This window comes from Lentilactobacillus hilgardii, assembly GCF_009832765.1.
Taxonomy (GTDB): domain Bacteria; phylum Bacillota; class Bacilli; order Lactobacillales; family Lactobacillaceae; genus Lentilactobacillus; species Lentilactobacillus hilgardii.
The window spans coordinates 635,057-650,074 of the sequence record NZ_CP047121.1; the positions used below are offsets into that span (position 1 = coordinate 635,057).

12 protein-coding genes are annotated in these 15,018 nt (G+C 41.9%); all 12 read left to right on the plus strand.

What is annotated here, in order from left to right:
- Window positions 1-13: 13 nt before the first annotated feature.
- The 12 genes from GQR93_RS02990 (at window position 14) to GQR93_RS03045 (ending at window position 14,975) form a co-directional block, all read left to right on the plus strand.
- A complete protein-coding gene (locus GQR93_RS02990; protein WP_159298677.1) occupies window positions 14-5,977 on the plus strand; it encodes a phage tail tape measure protein in 5,964 nt (1,987 codons plus the stop codon).
- A complete protein-coding gene (locus GQR93_RS02995; RefSeq protein WP_159298678.1) occupies window positions 5,974-6,909 on the plus strand; it encodes a phage baseplate protein in 936 nt (311 codons plus the stop codon). The genes GQR93_RS02990 and GQR93_RS02995 overlap by 4 nt, the downstream gene beginning before the upstream one ends.
- 11 nt (window positions 6,910-6,920) lie before the next feature.
- Window positions 6,921-7,349, plus strand: coding sequence for a phage baseplate plug family protein (locus GQR93_RS03000; RefSeq protein WP_159298679.1), 429 nt, complete (start codon window positions 6,921-6,923; stop codon window positions 7,347-7,349).
- Window positions 7,342-8,388 (plus strand): hypothetical protein, encoded by a 1,047-nt coding sequence (locus GQR93_RS03005; protein WP_159298680.1) that lies wholly within the window; start codon window positions 7,342-7,344, stop codon window positions 8,386-8,388. Before GQR93_RS03000 ends, GQR93_RS03005 begins: the two co-directional genes overlap by 8 nt.
- A gap of 10 nt (window positions 8,389-8,398) precedes the next feature.
- The gene (locus GQR93_RS03010) at window positions 8,399-8,854 is read left to right on the plus strand and encodes a hypothetical protein (RefSeq protein WP_159298681.1); all 456 of its coding nucleotides are present in this window, start codon (window positions 8,399-8,401) and stop codon (window positions 8,852-8,854) included.
- Window positions 8,854-9,261, plus strand: coding sequence for a hypothetical protein (locus tag GQR93_RS03015; protein ID WP_159298682.1), 408 nt, complete (start codon window positions 8,854-8,856; stop codon window positions 9,259-9,261). Before GQR93_RS03010 ends, GQR93_RS03015 begins: the two co-directional genes overlap by 1 nt.
- Window positions 9,251-10,426, plus strand: coding sequence for a baseplate J/gp47 family protein (locus tag GQR93_RS03020; protein ID WP_159298683.1), 1,176 nt, complete (start codon window positions 9,251-9,253; stop codon window positions 10,424-10,426). Before GQR93_RS03015 ends, GQR93_RS03020 begins: the two co-directional genes overlap by 11 nt.
- Window positions 10,419-11,036, plus strand: a complete 618-nt coding sequence (locus GQR93_RS03025; protein WP_159298684.1) for a hypothetical protein — start codon at window positions 10,419-10,421, stop codon at window positions 11,034-11,036. The genes GQR93_RS03020 and GQR93_RS03025 overlap by 8 nt, the downstream gene beginning before the upstream one ends.
- A complete protein-coding gene (locus GQR93_RS03030) occupies window positions 11,036-12,829 on the plus strand; it encodes a pyocin knob domain-containing protein (RefSeq protein WP_159298685.1) in 1,794 nt (597 codons plus the stop codon). The genes GQR93_RS03025 and GQR93_RS03030 overlap by 1 nt, the downstream gene beginning before the upstream one ends.
- Window positions 12,830-13,379: 550 nt before the next feature.
- Entirely contained in the window at window positions 13,380-13,862 is a 483-nt protein-coding gene (locus tag GQR93_RS03035; protein ID WP_159298686.1) for a hypothetical protein, read from the plus strand.
- Window positions 13,855-14,700 (plus strand): GH25 family lysozyme, encoded by an 846-nt coding sequence (locus GQR93_RS03040; protein WP_159298687.1) that lies wholly within the window; start codon window positions 13,855-13,857, stop codon window positions 14,698-14,700. The genes GQR93_RS03035 and GQR93_RS03040 overlap by 8 nt, the downstream gene beginning before the upstream one ends.
- The gene (locus GQR93_RS03045) at window positions 14,697-14,975 is read left to right on the plus strand and encodes a hypothetical protein (protein WP_159298688.1); all 279 of its coding nucleotides are present in this window, start codon (window positions 14,697-14,699) and stop codon (window positions 14,973-14,975) included. Before GQR93_RS03040 ends, GQR93_RS03045 begins: the two co-directional genes overlap by 4 nt.
- The last annotated feature ends 43 nt before the right edge of the window (window positions 14,976-15,018 follow it).

Consider the following 15,018-nt stretch of genomic DNA (forward strand, 5'->3'; position numbering starts at 1 on the left):
GGGTGTAAGAAAAATGGCTGGAGATTTAATGCGTGATGAAGGTATTGGCGTTCGTTTTGAAGCTGATCTTGCACCTTTAATTAAAGCTAATGAACTAACCGATAAGCTGGTTGATAAATGGGCGATTGTCAATAAACAGCTTGCTAAAACTGGAGATACTACCGGTTTAAGCCGTGGAATGGCTCAAGCTAATACCGAGATCAAGCGCACCGGTGATTTAGCTGATCGTAATTACAGCCAAATGAATCGTTCGATCAATCAAAGCATTGATTCGGTGAACCGGCTTGGTGATGCTACCAAGCGCACCGGCAACGAGGGGAGTAACTCTCTGAACATTGCTGCTAAACACACCAAGCTTTTAGGTCGGGCCGCTGATTCAACCAAGGACAAAGTGTCCGGCATGTGGAATAGAGCGACTAATAGCGAAGCTACTCAAAAGACGAATGACAACCTTAATAAGGTTGATGAACATCTGTCACGGGTTGGCAATTCAGCTAACAAGTCAGGGAATAAAGTTTCAGAATCCCAACGACGCACGCGCAGTGAAACCGACAAAACCACAACCAGTTTTGGGCGTTTAAAGGACGCTGGTAGTCGGCTCACCAATATGGGTAACACGATTGCAATGGCAATGATTCCCGTTGCGGCAGCCTTCAAGAAATCGGCGGACGAAGCAACCGAACTAGAGAACCGATACAAGACCATTCAAAACTTGCTGCATACCGGTGGTGAGTCGGCTTCTGCTTCCAAGGCTCAAACTCGGGCAATGGAAAAAGAAAACAACCAATTTGCTTTGCAATATGGGGTTTCACCGACGGCAATGGCCAAAGGTGGCGAAGAACTCATTCGGCGTGGCTATTCGGGGAATCAAGAATTAGCTTCGCATAAATACTTTCTTCAAGCCGCCCGAGCTTCTGGTGATCCGTACAGTGCGGTAGTTGGCTATGGTGCACCGGCCCTCGAACAGTTTGGCTACAAAAAAGCCGCCGGCAGTTCTCGAAAGGAAATGGCCAACTATTCGAAACTCGTGCTTAATCAAATGGCCTACGGGGCTGACCTATCGGCCACTGATTTTAGTGGCATTGGTAATGCATTACGGTATGCCGGTGCAACTGCTCATAGTGGTAACCAATCATTATCCGGGACGATTGCTGATATCGGTGTGCTTTCTAACAATGGTATGGACGGATCTGTTGCCGGGACTGGCTTACGTAAAGATATTAACTCTTTATTGTCTCCAAGTAAGGGGCCAATGGGACAAGGTGAAGCGGCTCTTAATTCAATTGGTTTGCATGATAAAGATCTGCGTGATTCAAAAAATAACTTAATGTCTTTGGACAATATTTTTCAGCTGTTAAATCGGCATATGAGAGGTATGACGGATACTCAAAAAGCGGCCGTTTTTCATGGGTTGTTTGGTGCAACTGGGCAAGAAGCTGCTTTGATTTTGTCTAAAAACGTTGATCAGATGAAGTCGTTGAACAAGCAAGTTGCCCAAGCACCAAAGTACGGTAAAAATGGTTACATTGCTGATCTGGCCAAGAAGAATATGTCTTCCTGGCAAAATCAAATTGACGTTTTTAAGCAGCATTTGAACGTCATGGGGTTGGACTTCACTAAAACAGTTCTACCTGGTATTACTCAAGCTCTTAAGATTGGTAACAAGATACTTGGTGATTTAATCGCGATGCCTAAACCACTTAAAACGGTAGCCGGTTATGCAACTGCTATCGCAGCATCTGCCGGGACTGCCTACGTTAGCTATAAGATGTTAGGCAAAGCCGCCGCTGCACTTAGCGATAGTCATGGCATGGGCAACATGAAAATGGGAAATTCCAAGGCTAATGTTGCCGAAGATGTTGCAATGAATTCGATGAACATGCCTTCAGAAAAGGGTACTAAATCGCGACATTCGCTTAAGGGACTTTTTCGAAGTGGTTTATTTGGCAATGCGGCGTCTAATGTAGAAAAATCAGCTCCTAAAATAGCTGAGGGCGGTCGAATGTCTAAGCTAATTTCTGGAGCTAAAATGGTTGGATCTAAAATACCTTGGTTGGATGTCGCACTAACTTCAACAACCTTAATGGGAATGAATAAGCACAATGCTGGATCTAAAATTGGTAATTTTGGTGGTACGCTTGCCGGCATGGAAGGTGGCGCCGCATTAGGTAGTTTCTTAGGGCCTGCTGGTACGCTGATAGGTGGAAGCTTAGGCGCAGCAGCTGGTTCATGGATGGGTTCTAGAGCTGGGAAACATATTCAAGATAGTTTTTCAAACAGGCCTCCAAAAAAGAATAGTTCTACACGAACAGGTAATAAACGGGCAGTTAATCCATTAAATAGTTTACCGAAAGATGCTCGAAAAACGACCAAGCAAGCACTTGGATATGTTCAGGAAGCTAATCGTGATTGGGTCAAAACTAATTATGATACATTGACTAAATCGAAACATTTAACTTCTGATTATAATAGGCAAAACTCGGTTTACGGGAAACTTGAAAATAGTGTCGATAAATATATCGGTCGCCAACAAGCAAGTGGTAACAAGTCTATCAGTTACCTGCAGAAGGTTGGAGCTATTAGCGCGACTACGGCTCAAAAAAGTTACAGTGAAGAAGCTCGCTGGGGAAATAGTCGTCGGCAAATTATCAATCGCGACTTACAAAAAATTAAGAATGATGAACAAAACGGTGGACGAAATCGTGCTGCCCTAGTGTCTAAACTTAATTTTGATATTGTTAAGATAACTGGTAAAGGCTTTAATAAGCAGCGACAGCTTTACCAAAAATTGCAAAATAGTTCTCAAAGCAGTTCATACAGTTTAATCAAATACAGTAACCGAGCTGAAAAAGAGAGCGTTGCGTCCGCTAAGAAATCATACAATGGGCAAATGTCTGCTGCGGCAGCAACTTATAAGGGTACTGTGAAGGCTGCTAAAAAAGCCTATGGGGTCCATTCGAGTGAATATCAATCAATTAAAAAATTTGCTCAACGACAATATAATAAGACCAAAGATGCTGCTGAAAAGCAATATAACAAGGTCACGGAATTAGCAGAAAAACAGCGTAAGAAAGTTGTTAATGAAGCAAGGATTCAGGCCTTTGGCGTCGAAGCTGAACTAGTGACCTCAACTGGTAAACTCGGCGGAGAACTGGGAACTATTCTTCGCGAAAATGTACTAGCGGGGCTCGGAACACAACCAACAAAGCAAACGAAAAACGGTTTGACTAATACCATCGCACGTCATAACCGTGGCAATAGTCATGCAAAAACCGCAAATGAAGCAACATTACCATTACCAGTCTATAGTCCAGGAACTCAAAATAGCAGCCGACAGTTAGCCGCAGCCGTTCGAAAAAATCAAAGAAGAACTAATTCTGTTGGAATGCAAACTTTGCCAGTCCATGCGAACGGTGGTAAAATCAGTCGATCTCAAACTGCACTGGTTGGTGAAGGTGGACTGGAACTGGCTTACACGGTTCGTGGTCGAAAAGCTCGCTTATTAGGTGTTAATGGGCCACAACTGGCACATTTAAAGCCTGGGGAACATATTTTGAATGCTCAAGCTACCAAAAGAGTTTTGTCTGGGAATTATGGTCAATCACTACCTGGCTACGCCAATGGGACAACCAGTTTAGGAACTTCAAAAGCAAATGGTTCAATTGACAAGTTCAGTAAGAAGTCCAAAAGGACTTGGGAGAAAACCTATTCCGACACATCTAAATCAACCAAGAAGATCAAGAAAAATACGATTGATGATTATGACGCTACTCAGAAGGGTAGCGTTATTCAGTTGTCGCAATTGTCCAAACAGAACCGATCTCAATGGTCAAACATCTACAACAAGACTGGCGACTACACGGACAACATTCGTAAGAGTTCAGTTAAAGACTTTGACAGCATGCAAAAGGGCGTTCAAGGTCAGATGAATCAAGTTCGCAAGGGTGTAACCAATGCGGCTGACGATACAGCAACCGGATTCGGTCATGCCCTTGGTCGCATGGACAATTATGCGCATAAAGCAATGTCCGACACGATTAATCAATTGAATAACGGGATTAAAGGTATCGATAAGTCACTGGGACAATTCGGTGGCAATAATTCCGTTATCAATCCGATTCATTATGCTCAGGGCTCGAACGGCCAATTAAGCGAAGATCAAATTGCTATGGTTAACGATGCCGAGTCTGGACCACGTCAAGAAGGTATCATTCGTGGTAATAGTCTATACGCACCGCAGGGTAAGAATCGTGTGATTGGGCTACAGCGTGGGGATGCTGTTCTGAATGGTACACAAATGCAACGTCTATCGCAGGCTCGTGGTATCACTCACTATGCCAAAGGTTCAGGCGTATCTAATGCATTCCTTAAGAAGCTGATTAACTCAAGTGCCAAAGACCCTAGCGGTTGGCTCAAGAAAAACATGACCGTTAACATTAAGCTGCATGGGACAGACTTATCAAAGGGCGCTACCAACACGACTAAGGGTGCGTATGGAAAATATGGTAACCCATGGGCTGATGAAGTTTGGAAACAAATGAAAGATGCTCGTAATGGTGGTGGAAGCGGTGCCGGTGGTAACTGGGCACATAATCCCGGTTCTGGATTCTCTGTAACGTCTGGATTTGGCTATCGTGGTGCTACTCCTGGCGGCCTTGCAATTCATGATGGTGTCGATTTCTCCGGCGGACGCGTTGTTCATGCTGTTCATGGTGGTAAAGTCATTCGAGAAGGTGGTGCTCCATCGAGTTGGGGTGGAGTTAACGGTATTGGTGAAAGTTTAGTTACCAGATCAAGTGATGGCTACTATGTTATTTACCAAGAATTTAATGGTAAAAACAATTCTGGCGCCCCTCTGTATGCCAAGATGGGTCAAAATGTTCAAACTGGTCAGAAAATTGCTGCACTTGGTTCTTCCGGTACTCATGTCCATATTGGTGTTTCTAAGAGTAATCCATTTTCAAACAATCCGGATTCAACTCATGGCTGGTTTGATATTACCAAGCTACGGGGTGGAAGTTCCAAAGGAAATAAGAAAACTAACACCAAGCATAGCAGTGCATTATCAAAGCTAGTTGCCAAAGAGCTCGCACCACAACTTAAATGGGTTGGCAAGCATCTACAAGATGAAACAGCCGGTTCAATTGGCTCGTTGGGAGTATCGGGTAGCCTTAGAAGTCGTGCTAAAACATTAGCTTCTGCAATTAAAAAAGCCTATCCTGCAGCCACTATGAAGGGTATCGAAGCTGTTTTAGGGAACTGGGAATTTGAATCTGGTGGTTTGAATCCTGGTATCAGTAATTCGGCTGGAGCTCTTGGACTTGGGCAATGGCTTGATCGTGGACCAGCTCTAAGACGATACGCTGCAAAACATCATATGAGTTGGAAAAATGCTGGGTTGCAGATAGATTTTGCCTTACATGGTGATGGTGCCAATAGTTCAATCCTTAAAAGAGTGCTTCGTGGAAACGGGTCTGTTGCATCATTAGCGTCAGAGTTCTCAACCGACTGGGAACGTGGCGGTTATACAGCTCAACACGTTGCTGGTGCAAGAAAAATTCAAGCGGCTCTTAAAGGTTATGCAAGAGGCGGTGTTCCCCAAACTAACAAAGCTTCAATTGTTGGCGAAAAAGGTGCCGAACTCTTCTTGCCGAACGTTTCTGGTAGAGTATTTACAGCCAAAGATACTGCGGTGATGGCAACTAACATGATGAAGGCTTCTTTAAGCGTTGGCAAAATGCTGAGAGAACTCGAACGAGTTATCAAGAAGCCGGCTTTTTCGGCTTCTAGTTATCGTCACGTTGCTAAAACTGAACCAACTGTCCATATTGAAACGCATGATAAATTTGAGTTTAATATTGGTAGTGGTGTTGAATTAAATCAAAGAACAATCGACAAGATGATTAAACAGGCTCTCAAAGGCGAACGACAGAATATGGCTCGCCAAATTATCGAACAGTTTGGAGGTACTAAATGATGGTTGCTAAAACCACGTATTTGAATACCAAACAATTAAAGAGTGCAATTAAAAACAATAGTCTGCGCGCTCAACATGAGGGGAATCGTTCCTATCTCATCGGCGTACAGACTAAAGTTTTACAAGCTAAGTATGATAAGGCTTCCGGTAGTGATAAAGCGACACTAGGGCGGATGATTGAGACCTATAAGGGTTCGCAGAAGGCTCATATTGCGGCGCATAAAAAATATGCTGCCAAAGTTAAAGCTGAAAAAGCAACTCTGGCGAAACGTTCTACTGCTGCCAAAGTTCAGGCAAATAAGAACAAGATAGCTGGTAAGATTGCTAACAACAAGCCAAAATTTAATACAGGCCATATGATGCTCTATCGGACGGATGGCAAGAGCAGTGCAATTGTCTTTATGTCGTCAGTCCCAGAGTCCGAAGATAATACAGTGCAAGTTACACCGAACGCCTTACCCAAAGGTGAACCGACTGCCACCCATTCACAGCAAACCGAGAAAGATATCTCGATTACTGCCCGAATTATGGGGACAGACGCACAGCAACGAACGGCTTTTAACCAACTATTGAAGTGGAAAGCTGAAGGCTGTGAAATGACCTATAAAGGACGCATCTACTACAAGCATTGCTTGTTTACAGCGCTTCACCGTGAGTACAACAAGGATGAGACGGCTCTAACCATTACGCTTGGCTTGCAGTTTATTGACTGGTCTGAGTTAAAAACCAGTGGTAAAAGTGTCAGCAGTGGCACTAAGAGCAAGACGCATAACAAGTCGACAGCTAAGAAGTATGTCACGACTAAACTTGGGACAACTTATGCCAGTTTGGCAGATGATCACAACACAACAATTGCTAAATTGATTTCGATGAATCCTTATAAATCGGCAGTTAATGTATTACCGTACGGTGTAAAAATTAGAGTTTCCTAGGAGGTGGTTAGATGGCGTTATTAGATACCTTAGATGTTGGTGAGGATGATTATGGCAATCCGTTTGATGTTGTTCTTGGCGGACGTGCCTACCGCATGGAGATAGATTTAAATAAATTTGCCAACTTTTTGACAGCCAGTTTGTGGGATGATGAGGGCAACGCCTTAGTTAATGGTGAGAAGCTTGTAATTAATCAACGATTATTTGCTTCGCTTAATTCTAATGATTATCCGATTGAAGACCTGGTACCAATGGATGAATCAGGACAGGAGGCTGAGGTTAATGGTGATAATTTTAACGATACCGTAAAGCTAACGTTTGATGATCGACCAGCTAACGGTGCTGGATTTGATACGCCGGTTGCTGAGACTAACGAAACAAGTAATGCTGACACAGACGACGATACCGATATTGATTTAGAGAGTGATAGTGATGAGTAACTTACTACGTTTTCCAGTACTGTACTGCACAATAAAAACAACTGATGGCAAAACGCTAGAATTAGAAAACAATTTGCGTCCCGGTTCAGACCTATTGTTTACGTTTGATATTAACTTTAATATGGATGCCACACCGCCGGAATCAGACGCATCGTTTATTAACACCAGTCAAAATATGAGGAACTATTTAAAAGCGAAAAATCAAATCGCTTTTTTTATTTCTTATGAGGCTTTCGGAAAAATGCTGATTGGTGCTGGCAAAATTAAATCGGTTGAACCGATTCAGTATGATGGTGTGACAACGACTGTGCCAATTACTTTCTCCGCCGGTCAGGACTTCAGTAACATTTCTGCCAAGTCAATCCAAAAGGAAAAGACTAAGAAAGTCGGTCACTATAAAAGGGTTAAGGTCAATGTAAAAGGCAAAACGGTTAAGCGACGAATTCATTACTATTCCGATGAAGATGGCAAAAAAGTGGGCCATTACAAGGAAGGCCATGTTCACATTGCTGGTAAAACCAAAATTAAACGAACCCGTTATACCGTTAAGAAAAAGTTTTACAGTAACTTGTCTTTCAAAAAGGGCGTTAAGCCTTCGGTTGCGATTAAGAAGATTGCTAAGGAATCAGGTATAAAGATTTCATCCACAAAGTTAGCTGAGGATAAACCGTTTAAAAAAGGCTACACCGTTTCCGGTAAGCCATTGGACGCGATTAATAAATTGGTCAAACGATGCAAAAGTAAGATGTTTTACGATCGTGATCAGCTTAAGATTGATGATCTTAAAGAGAGCAAAAAAACTCATATTATTTTGGACTACTCGTCTGGATTATTAAGTGAACCATCCTATTCAGATGATTCCGACTCAGGCGAAGAGCTATATGAATCATCGTCTTATTTATTGCCACAAATCTCCGTACACAGTACGTACGAGGTTCGTGGCGATTTCATTAAGAAGACGCTGGTTGCTCAAAGTGGAACGTATAGTTTTGACGGCACACAGCCGACAATGACGGTTGATGGTGCTGTTGCAAAATGAGGTGTTTTAATTGGCAAAAATTACAAATCCTTATAAAAAAGCAGCTCAAGCAATTGCCGAAGCGGCTTCCCGTGATAATCACAATTGTTTAGTTGGCAAGATTGTTAAGTATGACAAGGCCAAGCACATTGCTGACATCCAACCGCTTCCCGAAGACCTTTCTGGTGACAAAATGGGAATTATCAATGACGTTGAGGTTCCGTTCAGCATCTACTGGATTGATGAAATCTGGGACCATATGGCGGATTATTTAACCCCAATCTGTCCGAGAGACGGTGCTGGAACCATGAAGATTACGCCACCGCCTAAACGGTTGGTGCCGGGCACCGAAGTGACGATGGTAGTTCATGATTATTGCTTAGATGGCTATGAAGTTGGCAAGGGGTATTTCGGTCGTGAAGAAGATCCACGGGAACACGATCTAAACGATGCGATTGTTGTCGCAATTAATTCGGAGGGGAGTTGATGCGAGATTTAATGATTAAGCCAGACGGCGATGTCGTTCAAGATGAGCTTTCTCATGATTTAGTAGAAGTTTCTGGTACTGACGAACTCATGCAATCTTGTGGCGAAGTTCTAGGTATTGAGCAAGGCGAGATGGACGAACTTGCGCCGGACTGTGGGCTACCTTTGGATAATATTTTAGGGAAAGCCTACGATGATAATTATGCGGCTCAAGATATTTCTGATACTTTAACGAGCCAAGAGCCACGAGTGGATGCGGTGGACGGCGTTGAGATTACACATGATCTGGCTAAACGAACCAGTGATATCTCCGCTAATATCCATTCATCCGAGATTCAGAATTCTGGCAACCAATATGATGACCAAGGCAATTTGAAACTGACGGTAGGTGATAGCGGTGGCATTTGATGATACAGGCTATTACGTTGAAAGTTACAACGAAGAAGTTAGTAAGCAAACCACTATTTTTAAGAAAATCCTAGGCAACGATATTAATGTTGGGCCACAAGCCAATTATGGTCGAATAATTAGGGCGGTTGCTTACAATAATTGGAAAGAAAACCAAAAACAGCAACAAGTTTGGCTGAATGCTTACGTGCAATTTGCCGGAGGTGTTTCCCTTGATTACTTAGCTTATAATCGGGGGATTTTTCGTAACCAGTCACAACAGGCGAATGCAACGGTCAACATTACCGGTACAAGTGCGGTTCTACTTGAAGGTGGGACAACCGAACTCATGACTGACGATGGTACCTATTTTGTACTTGTTGAAGATACCGTACTGTCTGACGATGATGGCGATGGCAAGTTTACAGCCACCGCATCGGTGGTTTCAGAAGATTATTCAAGTGATACCAATGTGCAAGCCCACACGATAACTGAGTTTGCGACACCGGTTGATGGTGTTGATACCGTAGATAATCCACAGCCGGCGGTTGGTGGGTCGGACGAAGAAACGGATGATTCACTTAGGCAAAGGATTCTAGAAACTAACGTTGCTAACATTGGCTCAACGATTGACGGTATTTATACCGCCTTGGATAGTGTTAATGGGATTCGCGACAAGTACATTGATAATAATACCAGTGGCGTCACCGATGCTAACGGAACACCAGCTCATGCGCTTCAAATTGTTGTCTATGGCGGTACCGACCAAGACATTGCTAACGCAGTGAGGAAAGCTAAAGGTGCTGGCACTCAAACCTTTGGCAGCTTATCGGCAATTGCCTACGATATCGCTGGTACACCTGAAACAATTTATTTTAATCGGGCAACAGAAGTCCCGATTTACTTTGCAATTACGGTTAAGGCGAATAGCAACTGGAATGCTGATAGCGGTACTGATGATGTGCTGAACGCTTTACAGAATTATGTCAATAACCTGCATATGGGACGGCCAGTTTATATCAGTTCGGTCTATGGCGCTTTAGCTCAAGTTCCGGGAATCGATTCGTTTACGGTTCAGATGGGGCTTGATAAAACAAAATTAGCGGCAACTGACGTGACTTTAGGGATTACCCAAGCGCCAGTAGTTAATGCTGACGAGATTGAGGTGACGACAACCAATGGCTGATATCAAACATGATGATAATCTGATTGAAATGGACGACACGCCCACGATGCTGAGCAAGATGAGCCGCCTAACTAATCAAGAGTATGGCAGCAAGTTCTATGAGTTGATGGATGCTATTTTGTCTCGGTCTAAAGACTATGACGTTGCTTTAGAAAAAATGAATATTTTCCATTCGCTGGAGTATTTAACCGGTAAAGCGCTTGATTATTTTGGTGAACAGTTCGGCGTTTATCGGGCTGGAGCAACCGATGATTATTACAAGTTTAAAATTCGAGCAGCAATGGTAGCGGCGACGGCTGACGGAACGACAGATTCTATCATTAAAGCAGTTGCTTATATCTTAGATTGTCAGTATTCGGATGTTCGAATTATTCAACCGTGGCAAACTGGTGGTGAAGCGCGAACAATTACCATTACAGGATTACCATTTCAATACGCCAGTGATCCGGATGCCGTTCGGTTTCTGACAGAGCAACTGGCAAGGTCAGTGGAAGCGACAATTCGAATTAATGGAACTGAATTTAGTCAAATTGATGAACAAAGCCTATATGTTGGAAATGTGGCAGTGACTCAAAGCCGTTTTATTATACAGAATCGAGGGATTAACTAATGCCAGCAACTTGGGGTAAAAATACACTAACCAATCAAGCATTAACCATGATGAACCAAGCTTTAGGAATCAGCGCAATTACCTTTACTAAAGCAGTGACGATTACCGATGATATTACCGGTGATTCGGTTTCACAATTACAAGCATTAACTAGTGTTAACTATAAACAATCGCGAACACCTAAAGCCATTGCAACACAAGACAACAAGTCTCGGTTAGGAGTGACCATTGATAACAGTGATGTGAATGAAGACTATACTTACTATGGTATCGGCCTCTATGCCAAACAAAATTCAACCAATCAAGAGGTATTATTCAGTGTTATTCCATTAACTGCCGGAGCGACAATGATTGCTAAAGAAAATAATGCGACAACAGCTTCGATTTATCTGGATCTATATACTGACATCGTTCGTGGTACCCAAGTAACCATTATGGTTTCAAACAGTGGTACCCTGTCCCGTGAAGATGTTCAACAGATGATTTCTCAGTCGATAGGAAATGCGTTAAATTATCCAAATGAGACAGCTTCGATAGGTACTGATTTCAATGCCATTTTAGATATCAGCATTACCAGAATTATCAACGATACCACAGTGGTAAATGCTCCAAGTGGTTTTTCGGGAACTGGTTATTTGACCACGATTGGTAGTGGAGATAAGACGGTGCCAATCATGCAAACTTTAGATGACACAATTAACAACATTCGATCAACTCGCTATTTCAATTCTACAACCAATGTTTGGAGTGAGTGGAATGCTTATGCCAAGACAGTTGACGTTAATCAACAACTGGATAAAAAAGTAAATGTAGCTGATATGCGTAAACCAGCTAGTGATGTAGTAGGATTAGAAGATGTTTCAACTGGGCTTTATAAGGGTGACCTTGCAGAAAATACTGATTTAAATACTTTGACGCAAGAGGGAATATATGATTTTGTTGGGACGTCTTTTGTAAACTTTATAGATTCAGATAAGCATTGGGGAACAATTCATATAATAAACAAGAGTGCTATGATCGTTCAGTATATTATCTGTAGCAGTAATATAGGTGATCAAATATTTTTTAGGACGCAAAGTGGTACTCCTGAAACATGGTATCCTTGGACAATGGTTCCGAGATTTAGTACGGATAATAGTTTAGTATTGCCAAATGGTGAGCAACTTAAGCCGGCCAATGACACAACCGTTATTCATAAAGATCCCAATACCGGTAATACTTCTGAAGATGTTAATTTCATTGGAAAGGCTCAAAAGGATAATAAAGACCTGCTGACCGCTGACCAATTGCCGTCTGACCTAGCACGAACGGGACAGGCTCAAACATTTACAGCTCAACAGACATTCAGTATTGCGCCAGTCATAAATGACGCCTCGACAGATAAGGGGGATAATCAGGCCGCTACTATGGCCGATTTGAAAAGCGTTGAGGCAGACGCTTGGCGTCAGCTAGACTTATCAAAGAGCGCAGGTAGTTTTAAAGACATTATTCTATATAAAATAGATAAAGATAATAAGAACATATTAATTATTGCAAATTCTAATAAATTTACGGAAATAAATGGCGGGGAGCCATTTATAGATTTATCTAATCTTATAAATAACGTAACATCAGTAAAAGGTAAAGCTTTTGTATCAAATAGCGGGGAAAGCTTTGTCCTAAGCTGGTCTAATTTAAGTTTTAATAATAATATTATTATATTAGATGAACCATCCGATTCAAATATTGTAACTACTGTTGGTGAAAACACACCATATTTAATAGTCGGATATGATTCTCTAGTTAATAAGTAGAAAGAAGGATATTTTTATGACTTACTATGTAACACTTGATACCGATGATCGGGTATTCAATTTTGGCAAAATATGATATAATTTTTCCGTGGATAACAACGCCTCCAATGTTGCTATTCACACCCAAAGAATATATTCCCCTCAGAATATATCTTTCCAAATTATATTCATATTCTTATTCATATATCCCCATATATGAATTGGCATCTATCTGTTGGATAGGTGCTTTTATTTTGCAATATTAGGACTATAATGTCTGGGAGACTATCGTGGTTAGAACGCGTTAGTCCACTACCATTCATGTGTCAATATAGTATTCATCTGTTTGATGAATGCTTTTCTTTTGCAAAAATTAATGGTTTACAACCAAAATAAAAGCTCATATAATTTTATTTGAGCTCAGTGTTCTGTTCTACACTGATCTTCTCCTGTGTATAGATGATTAAGTATCGCTCCTTCGGTAGACTAATCATCAATGTATAAATTATTATGTTAAGCATCTACTTTCAGGTAGGTGTTTTTATTTTACCCAAAATTAGGAGGCTTTATTATGTTTACTCATATTTTAGATGTTTTTAATTCCTTGAAGGCAACCGGTGTGGTTGCTTTTTTTGTTGCCGTTATTCCGGTAGTTTACAAGCTTATTAATCCGTACTTGCAAAAAAAGATTGCGACTGAAAAGAACGTTCATGCTCAACAAGCACTAGAGCTGGGACTGAAACTGGCCAATGTGATCGTGCCGGAATTAGCCGTTTTGGCAGCCTTGAGTAAATCTGATCGGAAGAAGGAGGCGATACGTTTCGTTAACGATCAGTTAAAAGCTAACGGTTTTGACCTTGATTATCAAGTGATTGCTGGCCTAGTTGAAAAAGCTTATCAAGCTTACAAAGCGACAGGGGCTGATAATCATTTTGCCCCAATAACACCAGCCCCCGTAGAGTCAGAGAATAGCCAATCAGCTAAGTCTATTGATGCAACCGGAAACGTTTCTCAAACGTCGCAAGCAACAGAAAAGGGTGGTGCAAATGCCTAAATTAGCTGCCGATGTGGCTGTTTATCAAAGCAAGTCAAAAGCATTTTTTGAGAAACTCAAACGATATGGAATTGATTCAGTTATGGTTAAGTTGACCGAAGGAACGACTTATGTGAACACCAGCGCTAGTGAACAGGTATCAAATGCTTACCAAGTATTTGGCACCGTGGGGGCTTATCATTTCTTTCATGGAAATGGTTTGGCTGAGGCAAAGTACTTTTTAGCTTGGGTTAAAAATTATGGGTTGGATAAATCAACGGTGTTAGCGATCGATGTGGAAGCCCAAGATTTACCGGCCAACACGACACCCCAAGTAAATATCTTTTTAAAGTATTTAAAAGCTCAAGGGTATTTGAATGTGATTACCTATGGAAGTGGTTCTTGGTTTAAATACGGTCGGATTAATCGTGTAGCTTTAGTTGATCAGCGAATTTGGGTAGCCGCGTACGGGGTTAACCAACCGGGCATCGATAATGCTAATGCTTGGCAGTATACCGATAACTTTAAGAGATTACATGTGGATGCCAGTTATGATTTTGATGGATCCCTGTCTGGAACCTCAACTAAATCAAGTACCAAAACGCAGTCCAGTTACTACCAAGCTACTGGTTTGGGTTTATATGAAGTTGTCGCACCCAAGGCTAATGTTTATAAGAAGCTTAAATTCGATAAAACCAGCAAAAGTGACATGAGTTATGCCAAGGGCTCACGGGTCTGGGCCTCAGCGGTCAAGGCTGGTAAGATCACTCATCTTAAATTGAAATACGCTAATGGATATATCACGTCAAACAGTGCCTATGTTAAACGGATCCGTTTGTTGGGCGGTGATCAGAAATGACCTTTGACCGTTGGATAGAATTAATTACTGTGACTTTAGGCATTTGCGGTAGTGTTTACGGCGTTTTGAGAGTTCTTCTGAAACCGTTAACCCAGAGGCTGGAAGATGTAGCTGAATCAATTAGAGATACATCGAACCGTTTGGAACAATTTGTAAAGGATCAATACAGTATTAAGGAAACGTTGGCAGAATCTCGCGGAGAACACCAAGTCATTAACCAGAGAATTGACGATTTGGAAGATGATGTAAATGAATTAAAAAAAGTCAAAAAGTAATCTCAAAAAGGGGCCCACTCAGATTAAGTTCTGGGTGGGCTTT